This window comes from Jiangella alba, assembly GCF_900106035.1.
Taxonomy (GTDB): domain Bacteria; phylum Actinomycetota; class Actinomycetes; order Jiangellales; family Jiangellaceae; genus Jiangella; species Jiangella alba.
Genome location: NZ_FNUC01000003.1, coordinates 3,301,277 through 3,325,316 on the forward strand (window position 1 = coordinate 3,301,277; position 24,040 = coordinate 3,325,316).

General features: G+C 68.6%; 25 protein-coding genes, 1 tRNA gene and 1 pseudogene. 13 read left to right on the forward strand and 14 right to left on the reverse strand.

The genetic code is table 11. The features are described from left to right. Positions 1-7: 7 nt before the first annotated feature. Positions 8-739 (reverse strand): hypothetical protein, encoded by a 732-nt coding sequence (locus BLV02_RS17595; protein WP_069114087.1) that lies wholly within the window; start codon positions 737-739, stop codon positions 8-10. 39 nt (positions 740-778) lie between these two features. Here BLV02_RS17595 and BLV02_RS17600 point away from each other — a divergent pair, with 39 nt between their 5' ends. From BLV02_RS17600 to BLV02_RS35725, 9 genes are all read left to right on the forward strand, one after another. Further along, positions 779-1,192: a hypothetical protein gene (locus tag BLV02_RS17600; protein ID WP_069114088.1), complete on the forward strand. Its 414-nt coding sequence runs from the start codon at positions 779-781 to the stop codon at positions 1,190-1,192. A gap of 23 nt (positions 1,193-1,215) precedes the next feature. Then, complete coding sequence (locus tag BLV02_RS17605; RefSeq protein ID WP_069114089.1) at positions 1,216-2,688, forward strand: TraC family protein; 1,473 nt, start codon at positions 1,216-1,218, stop codon at positions 2,686-2,688. A gap of 160 nt (positions 2,689-2,848) precedes the next feature. Then, positions 2,849-3,280, forward strand: a complete 432-nt coding sequence (locus tag BLV02_RS17615; RefSeq protein WP_141711787.1) for a hypothetical protein — start codon at positions 2,849-2,851, stop codon at positions 3,278-3,280. Beyond that, entirely contained in the window at positions 3,277-5,034 is a 1,758-nt protein-coding gene (locus tag BLV02_RS17620) for a TraM recognition domain-containing protein (protein ID WP_069114092.1), read from the forward strand. Before BLV02_RS17615 ends, BLV02_RS17620 begins: the two co-directional genes overlap by 4 nt. 64 nt (positions 5,035-5,098) lie before the next feature. Next, the gene (locus BLV02_RS17625; RefSeq protein ID WP_069114093.1) at positions 5,099-5,578 is read left to right on the forward strand and encodes a single-stranded DNA-binding protein; all 480 of its coding nucleotides are present in this window, start codon (positions 5,099-5,101) and stop codon (positions 5,576-5,578) included. Positions 5,579-5,601: 23 nt separating this feature from the next. Beyond that, complete coding sequence (locus BLV02_RS17630; RefSeq protein WP_216094494.1) at positions 5,602-6,219, forward strand: hypothetical protein; 618 nt, start codon at positions 5,602-5,604, stop codon at positions 6,217-6,219. A 91-nt stretch (positions 6,220-6,310) separates the two neighbouring features. Continuing rightward, positions 6,311-6,649, forward strand: coding sequence for a hypothetical protein (locus BLV02_RS17635; protein WP_141711789.1), 339 nt, complete (start codon positions 6,311-6,313; stop codon positions 6,647-6,649). 7 nt (positions 6,650-6,656) lie between these two features. Further along, on the forward strand, positions 6,657-7,937 hold the full coding sequence (locus BLV02_RS17640) for a hypothetical protein (protein WP_069114095.1): 1,281 nt from the start codon (positions 6,657-6,659) through the stop codon (positions 7,935-7,937). Between the two features lie 1,862 nt (positions 7,938-9,799). Then, positions 9,800-12,277: a HEAT repeat domain-containing protein gene (locus BLV02_RS35725; protein ID WP_141711790.1), complete on the forward strand. Its 2,478-nt coding sequence runs from the start codon at positions 9,800-9,802 to the stop codon at positions 12,275-12,277. A gap of 180 nt (positions 12,278-12,457) precedes the next feature. Here the strand turns inward: BLV02_RS35725 and BLV02_RS35730 are convergent, their stop codons facing one another. From BLV02_RS35730 to BLV02_RS17660, 5 genes are all read right to left on the reverse strand, one after another. Further along, complete coding sequence (locus BLV02_RS35730; protein ID WP_141711791.1) at positions 12,458-13,090, reverse strand: hypothetical protein; 633 nt, start codon at positions 13,088-13,090, stop codon at positions 12,458-12,460. A 220-nt stretch (positions 13,091-13,310) separates the two neighbouring features. Further along, the gene (locus BLV02_RS17645; RefSeq protein WP_218133506.1) at positions 13,311-14,090 is read right to left on the reverse strand and encodes a YfbU family protein; all 780 of its coding nucleotides are present in this window, start codon (positions 14,088-14,090) and stop codon (positions 13,311-13,313) included. A 313-nt stretch (positions 14,091-14,403) separates the two neighbouring features. Then, on the reverse strand, positions 14,404-15,582 hold the full coding sequence (locus BLV02_RS17650) for a tyrosine-type recombinase/integrase (protein ID WP_069114096.1): 1,179 nt from the start codon (positions 15,580-15,582) through the stop codon (positions 14,404-14,406). 6 nt (positions 15,583-15,588) lie between these two features. Next, positions 15,589-15,849 carry a helix-turn-helix domain-containing protein gene (locus BLV02_RS17655; RefSeq protein WP_216094496.1) on the reverse strand — a complete coding sequence of 87 codons (261 nt, stop codon included), beginning with the start codon at positions 15,847-15,849 and terminating at the stop codon, positions 15,589-15,591. Between the two features lie 140 nt (positions 15,850-15,989). Beyond that, positions 15,990-16,063 (reverse strand) — tRNA-Pro (locus BLV02_RS17660). A 293-nt stretch (positions 16,064-16,356) separates the two neighbouring features. Between BLV02_RS17660 and yczR the strand changes: the two genes are divergently transcribed. After that, positions 16,357-17,784, forward strand: coding sequence for a MocR-like transcription factor YczR (yczR, locus tag BLV02_RS17665; RefSeq protein WP_069114097.1), 1,428 nt, complete (start codon positions 16,357-16,359; stop codon positions 17,782-17,784). Here yczR and BLV02_RS17670 read toward each other — a convergent pair whose 3' ends face one another. Genes BLV02_RS17670 through BLV02_RS17690 form a run of 5 tightly spaced genes read right to left on the reverse strand, consistent with a single transcriptional unit; the run spans position 17,785 to position 21,455 of the window. Next, entirely contained in the window at positions 17,785-18,516 is a 732-nt protein-coding gene (locus BLV02_RS17670; RefSeq protein WP_069114098.1) for an ABC transporter permease, read from the reverse strand. 14 nt (positions 18,517-18,530) lie between these two features. After that, entirely contained in the window at positions 18,531-19,448 is a 918-nt protein-coding gene (locus BLV02_RS17675) for an ABC transporter ATP-binding protein (protein ID WP_069114099.1), read from the reverse strand. Positions 19,449-19,477: 29 nt separating this feature from the next. Next, positions 19,478-20,215, reverse strand: a complete 738-nt coding sequence (locus tag BLV02_RS17680; protein WP_069114100.1) for a hypothetical protein — start codon at positions 20,213-20,215, stop codon at positions 19,478-19,480. Further along, positions 20,212-21,090, reverse strand: coding sequence for an ATP-binding cassette domain-containing protein (locus tag BLV02_RS17685; RefSeq protein WP_069114101.1), 879 nt, complete (start codon positions 21,088-21,090; stop codon positions 20,212-20,214). Before BLV02_RS17685 ends, BLV02_RS17680 begins: the two co-directional genes overlap by 4 nt. After that, positions 21,087-21,455, reverse strand: a complete 369-nt coding sequence (locus BLV02_RS17690) for a GntR family transcriptional regulator (RefSeq protein ID WP_069114102.1) — start codon at positions 21,453-21,455, stop codon at positions 21,087-21,089. Before BLV02_RS17690 ends, BLV02_RS17685 begins: the two co-directional genes overlap by 4 nt. A 118-nt stretch (positions 21,456-21,573) precedes the next feature. Between BLV02_RS17690 and BLV02_RS17695 the strand changes: the two genes are divergently transcribed. From BLV02_RS17695 to BLV02_RS17705, 3 genes are all read left to right on the forward strand, one after another. Then, the gene (locus BLV02_RS17695; RefSeq protein ID WP_069114260.1) at positions 21,574-21,897 is read left to right on the forward strand and encodes an ArsR/SmtB family transcription factor; all 324 of its coding nucleotides are present in this window, start codon (positions 21,574-21,576) and stop codon (positions 21,895-21,897) included. After that, positions 21,894-22,319 carry an SRPBCC family protein gene (locus BLV02_RS17700; RefSeq protein ID WP_074946417.1) on the forward strand — a complete coding sequence of 142 codons (426 nt, stop codon included), beginning with the start codon at positions 21,894-21,896 and terminating at the stop codon, positions 22,317-22,319. The genes BLV02_RS17695 and BLV02_RS17700 overlap by 4 nt, the downstream gene beginning before the upstream one ends. A gap of 133 nt (positions 22,320-22,452) precedes the next feature. Next, a complete protein-coding gene (locus BLV02_RS17705) occupies positions 22,453-22,722 on the forward strand; it encodes a hypothetical protein (protein ID WP_069114103.1) in 270 nt (89 codons plus the stop codon). A gap of 11 nt (positions 22,723-22,733) precedes the next feature. On the opposite strand, the gene def is transcribed toward BLV02_RS17705, so the two are convergent. From def to BLV02_RS37675, 3 genes and pseudogenes are all read right to left on the reverse strand, one after another. Then, the gene (gene def, locus BLV02_RS17710) at positions 22,734-23,279 is read right to left on the reverse strand and encodes a peptide deformylase (protein WP_069114104.1); all 546 of its coding nucleotides are present in this window, start codon (positions 23,277-23,279) and stop codon (positions 22,734-22,736) included. 3 nt (positions 23,280-23,282) lie between these two features. Continuing rightward, a complete protein-coding gene (locus BLV02_RS17715; protein ID WP_069114105.1) occupies positions 23,283-23,918 on the reverse strand; it encodes an HAD family hydrolase in 636 nt (211 codons plus the stop codon). Further along, positions 23,915-24,040 (reverse strand): annotated as a pseudogene (locus tag BLV02_RS37675) (metal-sulfur cluster biosynthetic enzyme); the annotation flags it as partial. The gene BLV02_RS17715 and the pseudogene BLV02_RS37675, both read right to left, overlap by 4 nt.

The window sequence follows — 24,040 nt, forward strand, 5'->3', positions numbered from 1 at the left end:
GCGGGCGTCACGGTTCGATGCCCTGCGACTTGAGGGCGCGCGCCTGGTAGTAGAACCAGGCCTGCAGCTCGATGAGGTGCTGGACCTGCGGCTGGGTCAGTCGCGGCCGCTGAGTCCTGAGCACCGCGTTGACCGCGGCCAGCTTGGCCGCGGGTGTCATCCCCACGTGAGGTTCGGGACCGGGCTGGATCCGCAGCACCCACCGCAGGAACTGCTCGAGAATGTCCTTCGGGTCCGGCAGGACCAGCTCACCCTCGATGGTCCCCGTCGGCCAAGCTCCAGTACTGCCTTGGCTACCCCGCCCACTCGTCGTGCCCGTGCCGCTGCTGCTACCCGTACCGCCCCGACCACCACTCTCGATGGGCCGGGCGGGAAGCTGCCGGACGCGCCACGGACCACCAGCCGGGCGCTCGGGCTCCGCAGCACGCTCGATGATGTCGGCCGCGGCCCGGACCTCGTCAGGCGTCATCGGCGGCCGGTTGTCGGCGCTCCAGGTTCGAGCGGCGATGACCTCGGCGGCCGTGGGCAGCGGCGTCGGCGGCGCCAGCACGATGCTGTCGTTGATCCGTTGCAGGCGCTGGTCGTTGAGGTAAGCCAGGGCAGCTGTGATCTGCGGATCGGACACGACGCCCTCCTCGACCGCCGGCACAAGGCACGACCAGGACATCACCGTACCGCCAGCCATCCGGCTCGACGTCGCATCGACGGCGGCCACTTCGGTGCGCGCGGCCCACCTCATCCAGTGCCGACCTGTCGCCTGTGATCACGAGGAGAACCCGTGCCTACGTTCGATGACGCCGTCGCCGACGCCCTCGAAGCAGCGGAGGCGGTCCGCGCCCTCGCCCACGCGTCCCGAAACGTCGAGAGCCCGGAAGCGGCCTACCGCGTGCTCGGAGCGGTATCGGGCATGCTCTGGTCGCTGCAGCAGTCGCTGGACCAGCTGGCGTCCTGGCACATACGCAACGCGAACTGCGCGTTCACCACTGAGATGCCGGCTCCCGCCGGCAAGGAGATGGCCCACCAGGCGGCCAACGGTCTGCGCTTCGCGGCCCTCTCGGTCGCCCGCGCCGGCGCTCATGTCGACAAGGCCTGGAACCGCAACGGCCGGATCACCTGGACCCCGGATCCGAACCGCCGCGCCTCAGCAGCGCCGACGTCTGCACCAGCTGCCGCCGACGGCGTCGATCGCTGATCCGGCCAACGAACGGACGCGGTATGGCCGATGACAGCCAGCGACGACTCTTCACCACTTCCCTCATCCAGCCTGCGGCCGAGCGACGCTCGCAGCGACGATCCCGTCGTGCCGCCGCCACCCAGCTGCGCCAGCAAGAGCTGGATCGCCGTGCCGACGGCGGCGACCGTCAACTCGCCGAACGCGAGCTCACGGAGTCGCTGCCTCGCTCGGGCGAACCCGGGCCGCTCGCGCTGCGGACCTACCGCCGACTGCGGATCCCCCGGCACCAGGACACGTCCGCCACACTCGGGGTGGCGTACCCGTTCCTCGCCGAAAGCGGCCTCGGCGCCGACGGCGTCGTCGTCGGGCAGGACCTCTACTCCGGCGCAGCCGTCGTCTACGACCCCTGGGTCCTCTACGCCCGCGGCGTCATCACCGCACCCAACGTCGTGCTGGCCGGGATCGTCGGGTCCGGAAAGTCGTCGCTTGCCAAGAGCCTCTACACCCGGTCGATCGCGTTCGGCCGACGCGTCTACGTCCCCGGCGACCCGAAGGGTGAGCACACCCCGGTTGCCGAGGCCGTCGGCGGTCGGGCGATCCGGCTCGGGCACGGGCTGTCCACCCGCCTCAACCCGCTCGACCCTGGGCACCGCCCGGCCGGCCTGTCCGACGTCGAATGGCGCAGCACCGTCGCCGCGCGCCGACGCGATCTCCTCGGCGCACTCGCCGAAACGGTCCTCGCGCGGCCGCTGTCCCCGCTGGAGCACACCGCCGTCGACGCCGCACTCACCTCGGCCGTGGCCGCGGCCGATGTGCCGGTGCTGCCGATGGTGGTCGACCGGATCCTGGCACCCGATCCCGGCGCCGACGCCCGCCTCGCTGACGACGGCCGCCACGTCGGCCATGCACTGCGTCGCCTGGTCGGCGGCGACCTGGCCGGACTGTTCGATGGCCCGTCGACGACCGAGTTCGACCCGTCGCTGCCGATGATCTCGCTCGACCTGTCCCGGGTCACGGAGAACGCGACCCTGTTGTCGGTGCTGATGACGTGCGCATCGGCGTGGATGGAGTCCGCGCTGCTCGACCCGGCCGGCGGGCAACGCTGGGTCGTCTACGACGAGGCCTGGCGACTCATGTCGCACCCCGCGCTGCTGCGCCGGATGGACGCGCACTGGCGGCTCGCCCGCCACTACGGCATTGCCAACATGCTGATCTTCCACAAACTGTCCGACTTGGACACCGTCGGCGACGCCGGCAGCGCCGCCCGCGCGCTCGCCACGTCACTGCTGGCCAACGCCGAGACCAGGATCGTCTACCGGCAGGAGTCCGACCAGCTCGGCGTCACCGGCGGACTGCTCGGGCTGACTGGGACCGAGCAGAAGCTGCTGCCGTCGCTCGGCACCGGACAGGGCCTGTGGCGGATCAAGGACCGCGCCTTCGTCGTCCAGCACCAGCTGCATCCCAGCGAGCTCGCGCTGTTCGACACGACCACCCGGATGGTTCCGGGTCGGTGAACCCCCGCGGACCCCTGCGTCCGGGCCGGGATGATCCTCTGCGAGATCTACCCGTGCCACGGCCTCCCCGGCGACACCTTTCCCGCGTAGGACGGCCCGCGCCGACCACCTACCGGAGGTGAGACAACCTCAACCCCACGCAGCGAAGAACCCGCCGGCCGTGCTCCCCCGGCTCGTCGTCACCCAGGACGCGGACGGCTTCACGCTCACCCTCGACGGCGAACCCGTCACCGACACCCCAGTTCCGCGGGCCGAGCTCGGTCATCGCATCGCAGCGGCCATCGATGCAGCCGGTTGTCCCGTGCGGGTCGAGGTGCACGACGTCGGCGGTGGGATCCACTCCGACATCATCGAGCCGCCACCGCACGGGCTCGATCCCCGCCCGCCGCGCACCGACCAGGCGGCCTTCGCTGTCCATCACCGCGGGTTCCTGCCCGGCGAGCAGGTAGTCCTCGCCGTCGTCGAACGCACCGAGACCGCCAACGCCAACGGCGTCGTCACCCTGAGCACCACCAAGGAACTGACCGGCGGCCGCGAGCTGCTGCTGTTCGGCCGCGTCTCCGGTACCACCTTCGTCGGCGGCCCCCGATGAATGGCCGGCCCGGCACGACCGACGACACGCTGACGAACCTCGGGCTCGGGCTACTGGCCGCCGCCGTCGCAGGACTTGGACTGCTCCGCGCCGCCGCGAGCATCACCGCCGCCCTCACCGGACGCCCGCAACCCGACGCCGGCCTCACCGGCGGTGTGGCGGCGCTGCAGCGTCCGCTCGAGGTCGACGACGCGTTCGCCAGCCCCGGACTGAGCGCGGGCCTGTACTGGACCGTCGTGGCCGCCACCATCGGTGCCGTCAGCTTCGCTGCTGTCGTCGGGTGGCGGCTGATCCGAACACGCCCGGCGACTATGCGTAGCCGACTGGCACGGCTCGCCGGTGGCGCGTCCCGCTCCGAGGTCACGCACGCCGCCTCACCGGCCGCGCTGCGCCGGCGCGCCGCCGTCCTGCGCCCATCTGTGCGGAACCCGCGCCCCGACGACGTCGGCTATTTCGTCGGCACCAGCCGCGGGCGGCAGGTCTGGGTCACCGTCGAGGACTCGATCCTGCTGATCGGCCCGCCACGATCGGGCAAGGGCGTCCACATCGTCATCTCGGCCATCCTCGACGCGCCCGGCGCCGTCGTCACCACCTCCTCCAGGCCCGACAACGTCGCCGCGACCATGCGGGCCCGGGAACGCCGCGGTCCGGTCGCCGTCTTCGATCCCGAACGGCTCGTGCCCGGTCTGCCGGCCGGGCTGCGATGGTCGCCCGTGCGCGGCTGCGAGGACGCGCTCACCGCGATGGTCCGCGCCGGCGGACTCGCCACCGCGACCAGCTTCTCCACCGTCACCAACGGCGACTTCTGGCAGGGCAAGACCACCGCCGCCCTGCAGGCGCTGCTACACGCGGCCGCGCTGGACGCCCGCGACACCGCCACCCTCTACCGGTGGGCGCTCAACCCCGTCGCCGCCGGCGACGCCGTCCGCATCCTGCAGACCAACCCCGCAGCGGCCGACGGCTGGGCCGACTCCCTGGACGCCATGCTCTCCGCCGACCCGAGAACCCGCGACTCCATCTGGCAAGGCGTCTCTCTCGCCATGGCGCCGCTCGCCGACCCCGGCGTGCTCGACGCCGTCAGCCCACGCCGCGGCGACTCCTTCGACCCCGAAGCGTTCCTCCGCGACGGCGGCACCCTCTACCTGCTCGCCAGCGGCGCCGCCGCCAACGCCTCAGCCCCGCTCGTCGCCGCCTTCGTCGAAGACCTCACCCAAACCGCCCGCCGCCTCGCCGCCCGCTCCCCCGGCGCCCGACTCGACCCACCGCTACTGCTCGCCCTCGACGAGATCGGCAACCGCGCACCACTCCCCAGCCTGCCGACCCTCATGGCCGACGGCGGCGGCTCCGGCATCACCACCATGCCCGTCCTGCAGTCCATGGCCCGCGCGCGGGAGAACTGGGGCGACCACAACGCCGCCGCCATCTGGGACTCCGCCATCGTCAAGATCGTCCTCGGCGGCGGATCGGACAGCCGCGAACTCCAAGACCTCTCCGCTCTGCTGGGCGAGCGAGACGAACACACCGAAGCCGTCACCGTCGAACGCGGCGGCGGCAGATCCACCCAACGCTCGGTCCGGCGCATGCCGGTCATGTCCGCCGACATGCTGCGCATGCTGCCCTTCGGCACCGCCGTCGTCCTGCTGCGCACCACCCCGCCGATCATCACCCGGCTCCGGCCCTGGACCAGACGCCCGGACGGCAAGCAGCTCGCCCGCGACCGCGCCGCCGTCGAGCACCTCATCCGACCCTCCTGACAGCTTGCTCCGGTTGAGGCGCCCCACCTGACAGGTGACTGATCCGGCCGGCGGGAGGAACGGCGTGAAGCGCTACGAAGGCATCTACGGGTTCATCGCCTCGGACCCCGAACTCACCTACAACGCGGACAACAAGCCACGCCTCTACGTCCGCATCGGCATCAACCGCTTCGAGCCACTGCCCGGCGGCCGGCGCCGCAGGCTGCCCCCGACGTTCCACGACCTAGTCCAGTTCGAGCGTGGCGCCGAACTCACCCACGACCGGTTCAAGAAGGGCGACGACTTCGTCGCCGTCGGATACGTCCGCAGCTACACCCGCACCGTCGACGGGAAGTCCAAGAAGGACGAGCAGTTCGTCGCTTACCGGCTGTCGCACGACGGCATTTCGACGGACTACGAGGTCATCCGTCGTCCCCGAACCGCCAAGCGGGACCTCGCCGAACCCGGCGCAGAGTTGCACAACCAGCACGCACCCGCGGCCCCGCGGCAATCGCAGCCACAGCCGTCGCCCGCGCCGCCGTCCACCGACGACCTCACCCGCTGACCCGCGAGACCTCGAGGAGAGCCATGCCCGAACCCACCGAGCCCAACGAACCCCACCGCGCAGAGCCGTCTCCCGGCGACTTCGAGATCGGCGGTCCCGACGATGCCGGCGCCAGCACTCGGCACGAGGCCGACGAGCCGTCCGGGCCGTTCGCCGAGTCGCCCAGCCCGGCGCAGCCGTTGAACTGGCGGACGCTGAGCGCCGACGAAGCCGAACAGGAGTGGCTGGCCCTCAACGAGTGGGTGCACTGGCTGCGACGCGAGTTCGGCCTCAGCGCCGCGATCATCCCGCCCTACTGGCACCGCCACCCCGAACTCGTCTGGGAATTGTCCGCGCTGCACCAGCGCTGGCTCGCCGCCTACGACCCCTACCAGGACCCGTCCGCGCCGCTGGTCTGGATGGCCGAGTTCGCCACCGCTCGGCAGCGCCTGCACGACTGGGTCTCCATCTCCGGCACCCGCCTCGACCGCGACCGCCCCACCCGCCAAACCAGCTGGCCCGGCGAAGACGTACCACCGATCGAAGCCGAGTCCCGCATCACCAACCGCGAAGACGACTTCGTCCACTTCGTCCTCGACGACGTCGAACGCCGCCGCCACGCCGAAGCCGCCTTCCTCAGGGACCAGCCCACCGAGCCATGAGGCCATCCACAACGAAGCAACCTCATCGGGTTGTCCACAGACCCCGCTGCCACGCCGCGCCGCGCCGCCGCCGATCCCCGAAGGTCGAGCAATGACCCGTCCATCCGAGCTTCCCGAACAGCCCATGAGCGACCACCTACGTGTGGCCTGCAGCTGGCTCTGGGCCGCCGAGCGCCACACCGGCGACCGCGATAGCGACGTCGACCTGCGGGCCCGGCTCATCGCAGGCGAAGCCCTGGACATCCTCACCGACGTCACTCCGCCCCACCCGCCACCGGACGACGACCGAGAACCGACTCCCCTGGCGATCGCGCTGCCGCACACGCTGTCAGCGCTCGCAGCTGCGACCGCCGCCACCGGAATCACGGCCGAGGCACGCTTGCGCATCGCCCGCGCGGTCCGCGTCCTCACCGACGGCCGGCCGCGGTGATGCTCCGATGGCCTACGAGGCGGACGTTCACGCGCTGGCCGAACACCTGGCGCACCTCCTGGCCGCAGAGCACCCCGTCGATCCGGACGAGCTGGCCGTCGTCGACGCCGCCCGGGCCGCGGTACGGCAGCTCTGCTGGCGGATCCTCCACGACGTCGCCGCTGCATCCCTCGGCGAGTCACCGATCGCGGATCTCGGCCACCGCTCCGTCGCCTCCCTCCAGCACGTTCTCCGCGCGGAGATGCTGCGCTTCGCCGACCCGGCTCAGCCGAGTACCGGATGGGTGGACCACGCCTCATCCACCCCAGTGCGCCACCACTGGCGAGGGGCGCACCGCTTCGCGGCCCTCGCCGAGCACGAGTGGGAAATGATCTACCCCGAAGCGCACCCGCACGGACCCGATGCCTGGCCGATCATCACCGACATCGCGGCGATCGCCGAAGCCATCGCCCACCTCGAGCTCAACCTGGCCCGGCAGCACCCCAAACGCACGACCACTGTGATCGATCAGGCTTGGGCGCTGGCCTTCGCCGCTGAGCAGGTCCGCCGACTCGCGCCGCTCGACACCCTCGACGCCGACCCGGCCCCGCTGCCGTCACGGCGCCACCAGCTGCTGCTCCGCATCAGGTCTGCCGCCGACGCACCTGCCGGCACAGCCCGCCTCACCTTCCTACTGCGCAGCGCTCACCACCTCGAACCAGCAACTGTGCGCGCCGTCGCGCGCAGCCAAGCCCAGGCGCTGCGCACCATCGGGCGGCTCCTCAAGGCCGATCCCCACTACGGCCCGGCGGAGCCTCGCCTCCGCGCCCTCGCCAACGCCCTGGCCGAGGTCGCCCGACAAACACAACGCATCCGCACCACCGAGCCCGGCGACTACCGACCCCGCCAACAACTCCAGCTCCTGCACGACTGCTGGCGATTCCTCGAGAAACCACACGAGCCCACCCGGGCCGAGCGCGCAGCCGCCGCCCGCACCATCCGCCCCGCCCTCGACATCGTCGCTGCCCTCCGCGACGTCATCGAGCAACACGTCCACGATGGGCGCTGGTACCAGTACCTCAAAGGCGCCCGCCATCCCTGGCGCCTCACATCCGACACCACGCAGCCCCGAATCGTCGAAACAGCACAACGCGCCGTCGAGCAAGCGGACCTCTTGGCGCGGGCGCTACCATCTACCGGGCAGCCAGAAGCCACCATCAGAGCGCCCCGCCACTTGCTCTCGCCGTCCTCGGTTGCCACGAGGTTGCCGCCGGACCGCGGAAAGGCGCCCATGGACGCGACCAGGTAGCGGGGTGCTTTCGCGTACGAAGGCAGCATCGTGAGCCGTCGTGAAGACGAGCCGTCGCGTCAACGGCCCAGGACGGCTGATCGCATGCAGAAGCCGACTGTGCGGCCGCGCGGCCTACGACTGACGCAGGCTCCCCGACGGCGCATCATTCCGACCAGAAAGACACGCGGCGGTGCTGGGATCTGATTGTCGGGAATTCGCAGCCGTCGAGGCCGCACGCAGCGGCGTGGTTCCTCCCTAAGCGTCGCGTAGTGCCATGGATGTCGGATACCTCGCCGGAGCCTCCACGCCTCGATCGCTTCGTTGGTCGACAGCCGACGACGCCACCCCCTTCAAGGAATGGTTAGCTGCTCGTTGCGTGGACCAGAAGCGGGTTCTGGTCGGCGTCGGCAAGTACAGACGCTGGAGTCGGCCCACAGCTCTCCCACACCGGCCAACTCGGCGCATCCGTGATACAGAGGGTCTCAGCCGTAGCTCGGGGATGCCCCATTCTTAATGACGAGATCCACCTTGGGCCGAACCTCTCCTTGGCCTGTACTCTCGGCGTCCCGGATGGACTACGGTGCGGACAGCGGCCACCCGAGACAACATGTTCGATTGGAGGAGCAATGCAGGAAGCAGACGATACCCCGCCACCTGCACCTGCACCTGCACCTGCACCTGCACCTGCCACAGCGGAGACGCAAGCCCATCGCGACGCGCAGGCTCGGGAAGTGTTCGCTCTCTGGACCGCTAGGCGGGTGGGAGAACCGGATGCCCTCAGGGCGCGAGCGAGCACGATAGCGACTGCAGCGACCGCTGCAGCTGCCGGCACTTTGGTGGCGCTCATCGGACGCGCGGACGATGCAAACAGGCTCACGTTCGTCCTAATGGCGGTTTCCCTGCTCCTCTTTGTAGGCGCCGTAGCTTCGGCGTTTCGAGCGATAACCCGCCCGTTCAACTATTCGCCAAAAACTGACGTTACTTCCCGGGAATTGATTATGGAAGTGGGCGAGGCGGCGAAAAATGAATGCTCGTCCATTCGCCCTTGGCTGAGCCGAGCAACCTGGCTGGGATTGGTCGCCCTGGCGCTGGCATTGGTCAGTCTAGTCATCGTTGTCGCCGATCCGAAGGAGTCACCTCAGCCTCGGGTTACGGTTTTGCTAACTACTCAAGGACGCCTAGTTGCCAGCGAGTTTTGTGGCCAGCACGTGGAGGAACTGAGCGGAGTCCTGGAACGCTGGGACACCGCCGGCGTTGTACTCGATGACATTGCGGCGCCTTGCCCTTCAATGCAGGTTTGGCTCCCCCAGCGTCTCGTCCGAAGCGTGAGGGGGCTTTGAATCGGTGGCAGTACTCATAACCAGTTACTGGGGCGAAAGCACCACGGAGGACTTGCGCCTACGACGACTCTACGAGGCCGCCCGCGATAGCCTTGCGCCTCGCTTCAACAGAATGCTGCAAGGTTCCCTTGAAGTCTATGACTTGGACTGGCTACCCGATGTTGAGCTTGAGCACTTTCTCGTGCGCGGGAGTTCCGCAGACAAACCGATCGAGGGACCTAGGTTGAGTGAACTAGTTTCGCTCCTAACCAGTGAGCGAAGCAGACGACCCATTGGCACCGGCCTTGCAATTTACGGGATCCATGCGTCTGCTTCTGCAGTTCTTGTGCGTCGAGAAGTTGACCTAGTGCGGCCCCGCGGACTCCGATTCGTAGCACACGAGCGTTCCGTTGACCATTTTGCCAATCATTTAACGGAATGGATGGCTCAGGCAGCAAGCGACGTTATTGCAAGAGCGAGCGTCACAGACAGTGAGCAATTTATTCAGGGGCTCAGCGGGTATCGACCGGAGACGATCAGAGAACAGACGTGGGACATGATATGATCCTTACCCTTGAGTGGTTGTGCGCGATATTGGCTCCGCGCGAAATGGCAGCGCACCCCAACTTCTTTAACGACGAAGACTTGACTGCTGCTGGTGCGCTGGCAGCCACCGCGAACTTCGACGAACAGACCTGGCGGCGAGTTTATGGCGACGCTCGGCTCGCGTCGTCGGTTACGGACGCGGAGTTACATCATCTCGAAGTCATCCGGGACATGTCGCCCTTCGATGGCCAGTCGCCGACGGAAAACGCTCGAATGCTAAGTTCCTCGCTTCCCGTTGATCGCGCGGTGCCCATCGCCCTGCTTACTGTAGTAGCGCTTGCAGCTGCAGAGTGCCATGAAGATGCTCTGGGCCTGTTGCAGATCCTCGTTCGGCGCCTAGAGAAGGAGCCTTGGTCTCAAGAAAAGGACGTGCTCCTAGGAGTTGTGGAGCTTCAGGAGGCCTTTCGACGGTACGAACGCGGACTGACCGAGGACTACGAGGCGCTCGGTCCACTGATGGATAGCGCAGAGAACCATCTATACGGGGTTGGACACGAGGCGTGGCAGCAGTTTCGAAACTCGCTAGGCGTGGAATGGGGAAGCGACGTAACAATAAGCCACGTGCTAGCGGAGCTTCGAGCCTCCCACACGGCCCTCAAGGGGGCCTTGGCTCCATTCGGCAGCGATGGCTGGCAGAGTCTCGTTCGGCAACCCGCACCCTATCTCACGCTCACTAACTTCCGACGCGCCTTTTCCGCTTACGAATCCCTTGTCCAGCAGCAGTGGCAATCAAGCCCATACTCGCAAACACAAACGATGTTCGCCGAGGATCCCATCCTTCTGCCCCTGCGCGCGGCGCTGCTGCATGCTGAATTGATGGGTGATCCGGGGAGCAGCCGACAATTTCGCCGGGATCAGGCGTTGGTTCTCCTGGTATCGCCCTATGAACATTTGCAGTCAGATCGGGATGGGCCAATAACGCTTCTCCGGAGGAGTCGCGACGAGCAAATGCTTCGTTCAGCGCTCTCAAAGGTCAGAGCGGAGGGGCCCCTGGAGCCCCTGACAGCCGACGCCAAGAGACTCGCGAATCGAGATGGTAACCCAAGCTCATTGACTCGAGAGGCTCTCCTTGTCCTGCGCTATGCGGCACAACTCTTGGGCGCAGGCGAGGCCCAGCGCGCTGCGGTCCATGTCATGGCGTTCGCTGAACTGGTCGCAGGCGGTGAATATGTGGCGTCGGCTCGGTGGGAGAGCCGGTCCCTGCTCGAGGTGGCCGCCTGGAGTGCGGTCCTAGCGCTCGGCGAGGTCGCTGGCGACCTATCCGACATTATGTTGCGCCTCTTGGCAAGGGCGCAGCGCCCGAATGAATCAGACGCGTTGTTCGCCCAGCGCTTGCCCTCCGCGATCGCTGCGGTGGACTGGGAACGGTTGGACCCTGACGTGCGTAACCGGTGGCTCGAGTGGGTGGAGTCACAGTTGCATGAGCAGGACACCGTGGACAGTTTGGCGAGCAACATCCTGGACTCAACTCCGTGGATGCTTGCCAACCTTTCTCCCTCTCTTCGCAGCGACCTATTGGAGCGACGTGAGGGTTTGCGCTTTGCAGCTCTCGTAATTGATACTGTGCGAAGCGCCACGGCGTTCCCCATCGACGCGCATATCACCGACCGATCGGTTGCGATCCTGCGAGATGATCTTGATCGTCTGTTGATCGATGCTCGAAACGGCAGCTTCAGTTTCGGAGGGTATTCTCCAGTCGGCATGGCGGCCAGCGGAATTGTTGACGCGGGATGGTCAAAACTTTGGCCCGCCTTGCTTCGTACACTACGTTCCGAGAACGTGCTGATGCAGCAAAAGGAGCCGGCTCTTCATTATCTCGCATCGAATAGCCATAAGATATCTGCGCGGCGTGCTGTTCAGCTTCGGAAGATCTGTTTCGCGATGGTGGACCTCGATACTCCCGACTTGACATTTGAGCGTTCGTCGTCCCCGCCCCATCCGTCGTGCGTAGCTCTATTGTGGTCGTTGCGGTCGCGCACGCAAGACAAGCACTCGATTGACGAGCAGGTGTTTCGAGTCGCGGCTCACGCGGACGCGCGCGCACGGCGAGTGGCCGCCAGGATGCTTGGGGATACACACGAAGCGGCCGCACCGGCATGGATGCCCTTACTACTAGTGCAATTGGCAGGGGATGATGACGCCACAGTCCGGGCAGAGGCAGCCTTGTCGCTCGGCCGAACTGTCCGTACTCAACGGCAGTGGCAAGAGACCCTGACGCGAGCCCTCGTACCGCTGCTCACAGATAACAGCATCCTGGTCCCACTTGCGGCACTACGTGGGTTATCTCATCCTTCCGCTTTAGCGCCCTTGCACGACGAGAGTCTGTCGCAAGCAGTTATAGCGGCAGAAGCGCACCCGGCTGCGGTCGTGAGACGCGAAGCCGGAACTGCTGCACAAGCCCTTACGGCCCTCCAAGGACGCAGCAGGGAATGATGCGTGCCCATCTTGCTGGCTGAGCCGAGGGCTTCGTCTCAGAGACCACCGGATTGGTCGATCGAATGCCCAGGCCGGCGGAGGGACTGCCCGTGATTGATTGGAGCCAGCGCCCGCCTGGTACTCGCGGAGCGAGTTGGAGCTTCACAGTTGAGCATGTTGCCCCCGAGGATCAGTTCCTCAGCGCCAGATTGCCGCAGGGGTCGAGAGATGTTGGGCCAGACCATCTCCAGTTGCGGCCACCAACCGCCGAACGAACTTGACGCAGTTCTCGGCATCCGCCAGCCGGACGCTTGGACCATCTGCGAGCTGTTCGTTGTTGCGGACGCACTCCAGGACCTCGACTGCAGGAAGCTCTGGATCTCCATGTGCGAGGGCGTGTCGAAGCTTGAGCCAGTCGTCCAAGCGAGACTCGACCTGGTGAGGTCGAATCGCTGGCGTCCGGCCCACGGCGGACCATGTCCAATGTGGCCTTGGGTCGAAGCCCACCCCAAGCAACAGCCTTCGACTGTTCTGGGCGTTGGCCGTGGAGAATTGCTTCACGTCGACTCGAATCTTCCCGGTGACGACGTCGTACGCACGGTCCAGGTACGCGTGCTGCTGCGCGGGTCGGGACACATCGATCGCCGCGATCGTGAGGTCCTCAACAGAAGCCTGCCATGTAGCGACCGCCAGGACGATCGCCGCCCGGTTGAGAGAGATTTCCTTCGTCCGACGCCCGCGGCCCGAGTTCGTTGATCGGTGAACCGCGATCAAGTTGTCGGAGTGCCGGATCGCCCGCCGAAAGTTCGCCGCCGCAGTCAGAAGATCCATGAAGCCTCTCAACCCTGAGTTGGGACTACCGTCGCCAGCCTGCCAGGCACCTACGACGCAACTTCGGGCCCGGAGTCGGCAGAGTGTTGGCGTTGCCGTAGCCGGCCGCCGCCAACGGTCCTAAGTGGGGCACACAGGCGCAGTTGATGTCCGGCGGCGGCACCGTAGGCGCCGCACTGCGCCGCATTGCATTCCGAACCTCGCTGCGTGCCAACCTGGCCTATTGGGAGTGGCGGCGATTCGAGGGGTGAACGCGCGCATCGGCGATCTGCTTCAGTTCCTCCCGTGACAGGAGGTAGCCCAGGCGGCCATGGCCGCGCTCGCGGCCGTCCATGATTCGGCGGTACTCGGACAGCATCCGTAGATAGGTATCGAGCACGCGCGAGTGTGAGTTGCCGTTGTCGTTTCGCTTCAGCTGGGGCTTCAATTCGGTCCAGCGATCGCCTCGCATGAGGAAGTCGACGTAGCCCGCCATGTGGCCTTCCAGCGCATCGTTGTGGTCGAAGCCCTGGAACTCGAGTTGGATCGCAAGCTTGTCATCGACGGGACTCCCCTCCTCCTTGAGGTGCTCGACGCTGTAGGTGATAACCCGGAACATCTGCAGGATGTCCGAGACCCGCCCGCAGTCCCTCTTCGAGAGTTCGGTGTTGAACCCGGCAACCTCGTACCAGTACTCGCCTGAGTAGCCGGCCTCAAGGATGTGCGCGCGCTTGAGCTGGTAGTCACGATCGCCATCGACGTCATTAGCGTCCTCCGGCAGTACCCGTGCGAGGATGCGATGCAGGAGGGAGAGCACCTGCCGATCGATGATCGGCATGCTTTCCGGTGCGGACTCCTCTCCGTGCTCAACTTCCCGTTGGTAGACCGGGACGACTGCTTCCATGAGTAGGTCTCGGACAAACTCGCTGAGCGTGACCCCCTGGTCGTCCGCCATCTCCTTGAGTTGATCGCGGACTCGGTCTTCCACTCGGATGTTCAAAACAGCCATGTCGCGCTCCATCCTGTATGACGGAGAGCGTAGCACTGTCACATCGTCATCCGCCAACTCGTCGATGCTCTTTGCACAACGTCCCAATCACCCTGCTCAGGAGCGGTGGATCGTGGCCATGTCCGCTCTCGCCAGTGTGTAGATCCGCCCCGGCCGAGATGGCTGCAGATCAGGCGGACAAGTCGAGTACTGCCTGGGAAGGGGTGGGTGGGCAACTCCCCCAAGGGAGTTGCCCACCTCTCCCATCCGCCCTGGTGGCCGGCTCGCCGGCTCCATGACGGCGCGTCGACAAGACATGCAAGAGGACCGAGCCCGTCCGTGTGCTTCAGCTTCGCCGAAAGGCCTGGTCGAGCAGGTCGGCGGTGACGGGATTCACCATCTCGTTGCGGCGGATGTAGTGGTCGATGGTGATCTTGGTGTCGCTGTGGCCGAGCAGTTCCGCGGCGAGGTTGATGCCGGCGGCTTCGTTGACCGCTGTCGCGACGGTGCGGCGGAACGCGTGCGGGGTGACGCCGTCGATCTCGGCCAGCTTCATGACGCGGCGGAGCTGGCGGCGCACGTTGTTCGGGGTCAGCGGTGTCCCGTTGCGGCTGCAGAACAGCAGCGCTTCCGGGGACCGCTCCCTCATCACCGCGAGCCGCTGGCGGACCGCCTCGGCCGCATAGGACGGCAGCGCCACGGTCCGACGGGACTTGGCGGTCTTCGGGTGATCCTGACGGTGTGCAGGCTCGCCACGGCGGGTCACGATCGTCCCAGCGATCCGCAGCGTCGGAGGCGAGCTGGCGACGTCGACGTCGCAGCGCCGGATCGCCAGCACCTCCCCGATTCGGGCCGACGAACCGAGCATGACCTCGATGATCTGCCCGAGCTGACCGTCGGGACGAGGGCCCGACCGCGATAGCCCGGACTCCCAGTGTCGGACGGCGGCGCGGACGGCGTCGACCTCGGGGACGGTGAGCGCATCCGGAGTTGACGGGGTGCGGTGCAGGCGGGCGATGTGGTCCATCGGGTTTCTGGGGATGATCTCGTGCCGGACCGCCAGGGCGAGCGCGAGGCGGAGGACGACTCGGGCGTGCTTGGCGCGGCTGTAGCTCTGTTTGGCCAGCTGCTTGATGAATCGGTCGCACCTGGCGACGCCGATCTCACGGAGGGTGAGCTCGGCGAAGGCCGGCAGGACGAGGGTGCGCATGTCGCGCTCGTAGAGTTCGCGCGTGGACGGTGACAGCCGGTCCTCGAGGTCGAGGTCTTCGAGCCAGTACTCCATGAGGGCGGGGAACCCGCTGTCCGGTGTGAGTTCGGTGAACGAGCCCTGGAACAGCGACCGCTCGGACAGCTTCACCTTCAGTGCCCGTTCGGCTGCGCGCTCGGTGTCGGCGGTGGCCTGGACGATACGTGTCTTGCCGTCCCAGTCGCGGTAGCGGGTGCGCGCCTCGACGCGCCCGCGGGCGATCCTTCGGGTGGTGATCTCGCCGAAGGTGCCGATCGGCAGCCGGGGCCTAGGCATCGCAGATCACCCCGACCCGGGCTCGCGCTGCGCGGCCAGCCAGGCCCGCACGTCCGAGACGGCGAACTTGAGCCGTTTCCCGAACCGGTACGCCGGCGGACCCTTCCCGTTGGTGCGCCAGTCGTAGATCGTCGTGACCGGGACGCCGAGATACTCGGCCAGCTCCTCGACGTCCATGAGTGGCTCCAGGCCCCACGGGCCCGATGTCTCCGCCATGTCGTCCATGCCGGCCAGGTGCGTGGCCGACGCCCTGACGACCGGGGCCATCGGCAGCCGACCCGTAGCAACCGAGCAAGACGCGACAAGGCCCCGCCGCGTGGCGGGGTTTGTGATGGGTTTTCGATGGGCGGTTCAAATTCCACCTGCCAGGAAGGTCCTGGGAACCGCCAGCTACCAGGACCTATCTGTCGGGCTGACAGGATTTGAACCTGCGACCCCCTGACCCCCAGTCAGGTGCGCTACCAAGCTGCGCCACAGCCCGTGGCTACCCCGGCCACGAGGGCGGCGGAGCGTGAACAGTGTAGCGCCTCCGGGACACCACTCCGGACATCAGGGCCGGGGCCGGCGGCTGTCGTAGTCGGGGCGGAGGGGTTGGGGGCGGACGTCGCCGTGGTGGGCGGCCCAGAGGGCGGCCGAGAGGACCCACGCCAGCAGCAACACCATCACGACGACGACCATGATCAACCCCGAGAAGCACCGTAGAAACAGGACCAATCATCAGCCAACACCAGTCCACTCCTTCCATCAAGATGCCAATCGTGGAACACTGGACTGATGAACGGCGCGAGGCTCGGCCCGAAGGACCTGCGGACGCTGCTCGGCGAGTGGGAGACCGGCGGGCAGAGCGCGTACCACGCGCTGGCCGACCGCATCAGGCTGCTGATCATCGACGGGCGCATCCCGACGCGGACGCGGCTGCCGGCCGAACGGGAACTGGCCGACGAGCTGGAGCGCAGCCGCACGACCATCGTGTCGGCGTACCGGGCGCTGAAGGAGACCGGCCACCTCGTCAGCCAGCGCGGCTCCGGCAGCGTGGTCGCGCTGCCGCACGCGCACGGCGGGCCGGGCGGGTTCCCCGAGCCGGCCGTCGTCGACTTCGCGAGGGCGGCGCCGGCGGCGATCGGCGGGCTGGAGACGATCATCCGGCGGGCCACCGAGCGGCTCCCGGACGTCCTCGGCAAGAGCGGCTTCGACCTCGTCGGCAGCCTGCCGCTGCGCGAACGCATCGCCGCCCACTACAGCGCGCGCGGCCTGCCGACCCACCCCGGGCAGCTGATGATCACGCTCGGCGCCCAGCATGCCATCGCGCTCGTCGCGCGCACACTGGTCCGCCAGGCCGACCGCGTCCTCGTCGAGTCGCCGACGTATCCGCACGCGCTGGACGGGCTCAGGGTGAGCGGCGGCCGGCTGGTCACGGTCCCGGTGACGGCGGACGGCTGGGACGGCGACCGGTTGCGCGACGCGCTGGAACGGGTCCGGCCGGCGGTGGCGTACCTGATCCCCGACTTCCAGAACCCCACCGGCGCCTCCATGCCGCCGGCGCAACGCGACGAGGTCGTCCGGCAGGCGCGCCGCGCGGGCACCGTCCTGGTCATCGACGAGACGACGGCCGATCTCGACATCGACCGCGGCTGGACCGACGTCCCGTTCGCCGCGCGCGCCGATGGCCACCGCACCGTCAGCATCGGCTCGCTCGGCAAGAGCGTCTGGGGCGGCCTGCGTATCGGCTGGATCAGGGCCGACGACGACGTCGTGGGCGCGCTGCACACGGCCCGCGCGGCCGGCGACCTCGGGACGCCGGAGCTGGAGCAGCTGGTCGCGACGGAGGTCTTCGACGACTACCCGGCGCTGGTGCAGCGGCGCACGGAGCAGCTGCGCCACCATCGCGACGTACTGGTGCGGGAGCTGCGCGAGCGGCTGCCGCACTGGGACGTGCCGGTGCCGGACGGCGGCGCGTCGCTGTGGGTGGGCCTGGGCGCGCCGATCAGCTCGGCGCTCGCCCTGTTCGGCCTCACCCGCGGCGTCAGCCTCATCGCCGGCCCGAAGTTCGGCGTCGACGGGGCGTTCGAGCGGTTCCTGCGCCTCCCCTACACCGGCCGGGTGGACGAGCTGACGCGCGGCGTCCACCTGCTGGAGGACACCGCGCGCTCGCTCCCCGCACTCCCGGCCGGCCGGTCACCCCAGCTGGCCGAGGTGGTGTAGTCACTCCCAGCGGAACACCCGGGCGGCCACCGCACCGGCGACGACCGTCACGACGGCCAGGGCCAGCAGGTTCGTCCCGCCGGGCCAAGACCCGTTCCACGCGTCCTGCATCGCCTCCATGCCGGCGCCCAGCGGCGACACGTCGCGGATCGGCTGCGCCCACGACGGCATGAGGTCGCCCGGCGTCCAGATGCCGGCGAAGAACATGCTCGGGAAGAACAGCAGCATGCCGATCGACGTGGCCGCCTTGCCGGTCGGCGCCAGCGCCGCGACGAGCAGCCCGATCGCGAACAGCGCCGTCGCCGTCAGCGCGAACGCGACGAGGAAGCCGGCGACGCTCGACGGCGTGCCGAGGTCGAAGGCGAGCGCGCCGAGCAGCACCACCATCACCGCCGACGCCACCAGCGCGGCGAGGTTGACGAGCAGCTGCGCGGCCAGGACGTTGCCCGGGTGCACCGGCGTCGTCGACAGCCGGCGCAGGATCCCCTTCTCGCGGTAGGTCGCGAGCACCGTCGGCAGGACGCTCAGCCCGAGCAGGGCCGCCGACAACGCCAGCGCCATGACCGGCAGGAACGCCTTGGTGATGCCGTTCTCGGGGTCGTCCTCGCCCAGCCCGATGGAGCCGAACACGGCCATCAGGCCGATCGGCAGCGCGAACGTCATGACGGCGGACGTGGTGTCGCGGAGGAACAGCTTGGACTCGACGGTGGTGATCTTGGTCAGGGTGGACATCGACGTGACTCCTCTCAGCTGGCCGCTGGCTCGAAGGTCCGGCCGGTCATCGCGACGAACGCGTCCTCGAGACTGGCCTGGTCCATGCGCAGCTCGGCGGCGACGACGTCGTGCGCGGCCAGCGTGGTGATGACGGTGTAGGGCAGGTTGCCGGTGCCGCTGACGACGTAGTGGGAGCCGTCGCGGCGGACGTCGGTGACGTCGGGCAGGGCGGTGAGAACGGTCTCGTCCAGCGGAGACGACGGCCGGAACCGCAGCGTCTGCGCGGCGGACACCCGCGCGATCAGCCCGGCCGGGCTGTCGATGGCGGCGACCTTGCCGCGGTCGATCAGCGCGATGCGGTCGCACAGCCGCTCGGCCTCGTCCATGAAGTGCGTGACGAGGATGATCGTGACGCCGCGCGAGCGGACCTGCTCGATCAGCTGCCAGGTGTCGCGCCGCGCCTGCGGGTCGAGGCCGGTGGTCAGCTCGTCGAGCACGGCGATGCGCGGGTTGCCGACCAGCGCGAGCGCGATCGACAGCCGTTGCTTCTGCCCGCCGGACAGCTTCTCGAACCGGGTGCCGGCCTTCTCGGTCAGCCCGAGGTCGGCCAGCAGCTCGGCCGGGTCGGCCGGCGACGGGTAGAACGACGCGTAGAGGTCGAGCACCTCGGCGGCGGTGATCTTCTCCGGCAGCTCGCTCTCCTGCAGCTGCGCGCCGAGCACCTTGCGCACCTCGGCGCGGTCGCGGACGGGGTCGAGGCCCAGCACGCTGACGCTGCCGCCGTCGGGCCGCCGCAGTCCTTCGATGCACTCGACGGTGGTGGTCTTGCCGGCGCCGTTGGGGCCGAGGATCCCGAAGATCTCGCCCTCCTCGACGCTGAACGAGACGTCGTCGACGGCGACGGTCGAGCCGTAGGCCTTGTGCAGGCTGGTGACGTCGATGATCGGCATGGTGGTGCCGTCCTTCCAGGTCAGATGGGTCAGGCCTTCTGCGGCCGGAGGTCGATGGTGCGGACGAAGCGCTGGATGCCGGCGAGCGTCAGGACCAGGACGGCGAGCGCGGCGAGCACCGCGACGCCGTCGGGCAGCCGGCCGGCGCCCATGGCGTCCATGGCCGCGCCGGCCCAGCCGACCGACATGATCGCCTCGACGGCCAGCAGCGGCACCAGCAGGAGCGGCAGCGCGATCGTGGGCCAGAACCAGCCCCACTTGTAGTAGGCCGAGCCGATCAGCCAGCCGCCGGCCACGTTGGCGCCGACGACGATCCACACCTCGGGGATGACGAGCCAGAACTGGTAGCCCTGGTCGAACAGGTGCGGTGTCGTGAACGTCTGCGTGGCGCCGGCGGCCCGGTAGAGGCCGTACTCGGCGAGGTAGCCGGCCGCCTCGAGCACCGCCATGAGCAGTGCCATCGCGATGACGACGGCGGCGCCGCCCCAGCCGAAGCTGCGCCGCGTGACGCCGGATGCGATGGCCACCGGCAGGTAGGCCGCGGTGATCATGATGCCCATCGAGAGCGGGAAGTATCGCGTCGCGTACTGGGAGTTCTCCCAGATGCTCTCGCCGCCGTCGACGCCGCTGGTCAGCTGGACGACCATCGCGACGGCCAGGAAGATGACCGCGATGATCGCGATGAACAGCACGAAGCTCTTGGCGAGGCCGGTCGAGAGGTCCAGGAACGAGGACCGCGCGCGACGGTAGGTGAGCGTGGCGCTCATGCCGGGTCTCCCTTCGTGAGGTGGACGAACAGGTCCTGCAGCGCGACGGGCGACAGCTCCAGGCCCCAGTCGGTGGCGACGGTGCGCGCGTCGGCGGGGATCTCGCCGTAGACGGTGACCGACTTCGTCCCGCCGAGGCGCTGCTCGCCGAGCACCGTCATGCCGGTGGTGAAGTCGTCGACGGCGGCGGCCGGGCCGACGACCGCGGCGCCGCGCATGCGCAGCGTCTCGGTGTCGTCGTGGGCGACGAGCCGGCCGCGGTCGATGATGACGACCTGCTCGAACAGCCGCGCGACCTCCTCGATGAGATGCGTCGAGAGGATGATCGTGCGCGGGTGCTCCATGTAGTCCTCGAGCAGCACGTCGTAGAACGCGTACCGCGACGGCGCGTCGAGGCCGAGGTAGGACTCGTCGAGCATGGTCAGCGGCGCCCGCGAGGCGAGGCCGACGGCGATGCCGAGCGCCGAGCGCTGTCCGCGCGACAGCTTGGTGACGCCGCGGTTCACCGGCACCTGGAACAGGTCGATCAGCCGCTGCGCGAGGTCGTCGTCCCAGCGCGGCCGGAACCGCCGGCCCCGGCGCAGGACGCCCTTGACGCTCTCGCCCTCGACGACGGTGTCGCCGCTCTCGCGGACCAGGCAGATGTCCTGCGTCAGCTCCTCGTTCTCGAACGGCACCCGGCCGTCGACGAGGATGCTGCCGTCGGTGACCCGGCGGAACGCGGCGATCAGCGACAGCAGCGTGGTCTTGCCCGACCCGTTGCGGCCGAGCAGCCCGTAGATCTTGCCGCCCTCGAGCTTCAGCGTGAGGTCGTCGACCGCCGTGACGCCCGGGTAGCGGACGGTGAGGTTCTGGATGTCGATGCCGAACGTCATGCCGACTCACGACCCTTCAGCGTCTGGATGCGGGCGACGACGTCGTCGAGCGGGATGCCGATGACCCGGGCCTCGGCGACCATCGGCTCGACGACGTCGGCGAAGAAGCGCTCGCGCCGCTGCGAGAGCAGCGCGTCGCGGGCCTGCGGGCTGACGAACATGCCGATCCCCCGCCGCTTGTAGAGGACGCCTTCGTCCACCAGTTGCTGGAACCCCTTGGCGGCCGTCGCCGGGTTGATGCGGTAGTAGGCCGCGTACTGGTTGGTGGACATCACCTGCTCGTCAGCTCCCAACTCGCCGCTGAGGATGTCGTTCTTGATGGACTCCGCGATCTGGTGGTAGATCGGGCTCCGGTCGTCGAACATGGGCACCCCCTCCGGTTCCTAGGTTCTTTACTTGACTAATGAACCGTAGCACTACGGAACCAACGAACGCAAAGCGAGGCTTGATGGTTCACCACTTGGTGAAGTAATGTGCGTGGCCATGTCCGCGTCCCGCCTCGACGTCGTCTTCGCCGCGCTGTCCGACCCGACGCGGCGCGCCGTCGTCGAACGGCTGCGCCTCGGGCCTGCGACGATGACGGAGCTGGCCACTCCCCTGGCGGCCAGCCTGCCCGCGCTGACGAAGCACCTCGCGGTCCTCCAGCGGGCCGGCCTGGTGACGACGGCGAAGCAGGGCCGGCGGCGGTACTGCACGCTGACGGCGCAGCCGCTGCGCGACGCCGCCGCCTGGCTGGCCGAGTACGGCGCCTACTGGGACGAGCGGCTGGACGCGCTCACCGGCTACCTGAAGGAGAACCCGTCGTGATTCCACTGACGCTGCAGCTCAAGCGGCACGTCCCGGCCGAGCCCGCGCGGGTGTGGCGGGCGTGGACCGACCCCGGCGAGCTGGCCCGCTGGTACTGGCCCGCCTCGTTCGCCCCGTCCTGCAGTGTCGACCTGCGCGTCGGCGGCCGCTTCCGCATCGCGTCGGCCGCCGCCGGCATGGCCGTCAGCGGCGAGTTCGCGGCCGTCGAGCCGCCGGCCCGGCTCGTGCACACCTGGAAGTGGGACGGCGAGGACGCGGAGACGCTGGTGACGGTCGAGTTCCTGGCCGGCGCCGACGGCGGCACCGACGTCGTCGTCACGCACGAGCGGTTCGCCGACCCCGGCGACAGCGCCAACCACGCCCAGGGCTGGAACGACTGCCTCGCCCGGCTGGTCGCGTACGACTTCGCCGCCGGCGACTGAGGATCATGCCTGGCGTCGGGGCGCCCGGATATCGTGCCGGCCTGAGGACCCCCGGCGAGCGACAACGGCTGGTCGATCTGGTGACCGCGCGCTTGTCTACCGCCCGCTCGCCCTCTGACCCACGCAGGCACCCATGAGCCCCGAGCTGCGTCTGCCCGGCGACTTCCCCGACCATGCGTGGGAGGTCGAGGCCAAGGGGTGGTTCGCGGCGGAGGTGGCGCTGCCCGGCGGCGGCACCCGCACCGTGACGTTCTACGACCCGGTGCGGCTGCGGCAGGATGTCGAGGCCGACCTCGACGCCGGGCGGCCGGTGTCGATCACCCGGCTGATCGTGGTCGAGCGGGTCACCGCCGACCTCATGGCGAGGGCGGTCGCGAGCCTGCCCGGCGGCTTCTTGCGCTGACGCGGGAGCGGTCAGATGGCGCGGCCGAAGGTGGCGTGCGGCGAGTCGCGGATGACCGGGGCCTGCTCGCCGGCCCAGTCGGCCTCACGGATGACCTTCATCGCGGCCTTGCGGGCCTCGCGGTCGAGCTTGTCGATGAAGAGGATGCCGTCGAGGTGGTCGGTCTCGTGCTGGATGGCGCGCGCCAGCCGCTCCGAGCCCTCGATGGCGAGCGGGTCGCCGTACATGTTGAAGCCGTGCGCGACGACGCGGAGGGCGCGGCGGCAGTCGTACTCGAGGCCGGGCAGGGAGAGGCAGCCCTCGGGGCCGAACTGCTCTTCCTCGGACAGCTCCAGCGTCGGGTTGATCAGGTGGCCGACGACGTCGTCGACGTCGTAGGTGAAGACACGCAGGGAGACGCCGATCTGCGGGGCGGCGAGGCCGGCACCGGGCGCGGCCTGCATGGTGTCGACGAGGTCGGTGACCAGCTGCTGGATCTCGCGGTCGAAGTCGACCACCGGCTCGGCCTGGGTGCGCAGGACCGGGTCGCCGAACAGGCGGATCGGGCGGACGGCCATGTGCTACTCCTCGGACGAGCGATCGGGAGCGACCAGGCCCAGCTGCGACAGCTCGTCGCGCAGCCGGTCCGGGCCGGTGAAGTGCAGGCTGGTCATGCCGAGCCGCGCGGCGGCGTCGACGTTGGGCGGGTTGTCGTCGATGTACACCGTCGACGCGGCGTCGATGCCGTAGCGGTCGAGCAGCACCTGGAACAGCCGGGGGTCGGGCTTGACCAGCCGCTCCGTGCCCGACACCACGATGCCCTCGAACCACGACAGCCACTCGAACCGCTCGACGGCGTGCGGGAACTTCTCCGCCGACCAGTTGGTCAGGGCGTACAGCCCGACCTCACCGCCGTCGCGCAGCTCGGTCAGCAGCTCGACGGTGCCGTCGATGTGCCCGCCGAGGGTCTCGATCCAGCGGGTGTCGTAGGCCGCGATCAGCTCGGCGTGCTCGGGGTGCCGCGCGGTCAGCTCCGCGACCGCGTCGGCCCACGACCGGCCGGCGTCCTGCGCGGTGTTCCACTCCGGCGTCGTGACCTCGGTGAGGAACCGCTCCATCTCGGCCTCGGACGGCAGCAGCGTGCGGTACAGGTAGCGGGGGTCCCAGTCGACCAGCACGCCCCCGAGGTCGAAGACGACCGTCTGCGGCACGCTCATACGTTGAAACCGAGCGCGCGCAGCTGCTCTCGCCCCTCGTCGGTGATCTTGTCGGGGCCCCACGGCGGCATCCACACCCAGTTGATGCGCAGCTCGGCGACGAGGCCGTCGGTGGCGGCCGC

Bases quoted from the DNA above. Each gene is read 5' to 3' on its own strand.
- BLV02_RS17605 (WP_069114089.1), top strand. From the start codon at position 1,216: ATGGCCGATGACAGCCAGCGACGACTCTTCACCACTTCCCTCATCCAG.
- BLV02_RS17635 (WP_141711789.1), top strand. From the start codon at position 6,311: ATGACCCGTCCATCCGAGCTTCCCGAACAGCCCATGAGCGACCACCTA.
- BLV02_RS35725 (WP_141711790.1), top strand. From the start codon at position 9,800: ATGATCCTTACCCTTGAGTGGTTGTGCGCGATATTGGCTCCGCGCGAA.
- BLV02_RS17645 (WP_218133506.1), bottom strand. From the start codon at position 14,090: ATGGAGCGCGACATGGCTGTTTTGAACATCCGAGTGGAAGACCGAGTC.
- BLV02_RS17685 (WP_069114101.1), bottom strand. From the start codon at position 21,090: ATGACGTTCGGCATCGACATCCAGAACCTCACCGTCCGCTACCCGGGC.
- BLV02_RS17690 (WP_069114102.1), bottom strand. From the start codon at position 21,455: ATGTTCGACGACCGGAGCCCGATCTACCACCAGATCGCGGAGTCCATC.
- yczR (WP_069114097.1), top strand. From the start codon at position 16,357: ATGAACGGCGCGAGGCTCGGCCCGAAGGACCTGCGGACGCTGCTCGGC.
- BLV02_RS17630 (WP_216094494.1), top strand. From the start codon at position 5,602: ATGCCCGAACCCACCGAGCCCAACGAACCCCACCGCGCAGAGCCGTCT.
- BLV02_RS17715 (WP_069114105.1), bottom strand. From the start codon at position 23,918: ATGAGCGTGCCGCAGACGGTCGTCTTCGACCTCGGGGGCGTGCTGGTC.
- BLV02_RS17705 (WP_069114103.1), top strand. From the start codon at position 22,453: ATGAGCCCCGAGCTGCGTCTGCCCGGCGACTTCCCCGACCATGCGTGG.
- BLV02_RS17650 (WP_069114096.1), bottom strand. From the start codon at position 15,582: ATGCCTAGGCCCCGGCTGCCGATCGGCACCTTCGGCGAGATCACCACC.
- BLV02_RS17695 (WP_069114260.1), top strand. From the start codon at position 21,574: ATGTCCGCGTCCCGCCTCGACGTCGTCTTCGCCGCGCTGTCCGACCCG.
- BLV02_RS17670 (WP_069114098.1), bottom strand. From the start codon at position 18,516: ATGTCCACCCTGACCAAGATCACCACCGTCGAGTCCAAGCTGTTCCTC.
- def (WP_069114104.1), bottom strand. From the start codon at position 23,279: ATGGCCGTCCGCCCGATCCGCCTGTTCGGCGACCCGGTCCTGCGCACC.
- BLV02_RS17655 (WP_216094496.1), bottom strand. From the start codon at position 15,849: ATGGCCCCGGTCGTCAGGGCGTCGGCCACGCACCTGGCCGGCATGGAC.
- BLV02_RS17595 (WP_069114087.1), bottom strand. From the start codon at position 739: ATGAGGTGGGCCGCGCGCACCGAAGTGGCCGCCGTCGATGCGACGTCG.
- BLV02_RS17675 (WP_069114099.1), bottom strand. From the start codon at position 19,448: ATGCCGATCATCGACGTCACCAGCCTGCACAAGGCCTACGGCTCGACC.
- BLV02_RS35730 (WP_141711791.1), bottom strand. From the start codon at position 13,090: ATGGATCTTCTGACTGCGGCGGCGAACTTTCGGCGGGCGATCCGGCAC.
- BLV02_RS17620 (WP_069114092.1), top strand. From the start codon at position 3,277: ATGAATGGCCGGCCCGGCACGACCGACGACACGCTGACGAACCTCGGG.
- BLV02_RS17680 (WP_069114100.1), bottom strand. From the start codon at position 20,215: ATGAGCGCCACGCTCACCTACCGTCGCGCGCGGTCCTCGTTCCTGGAC.
- BLV02_RS17640 (WP_069114095.1), top strand. From the start codon at position 6,657: ATGGCCTACGAGGCGGACGTTCACGCGCTGGCCGAACACCTGGCGCAC.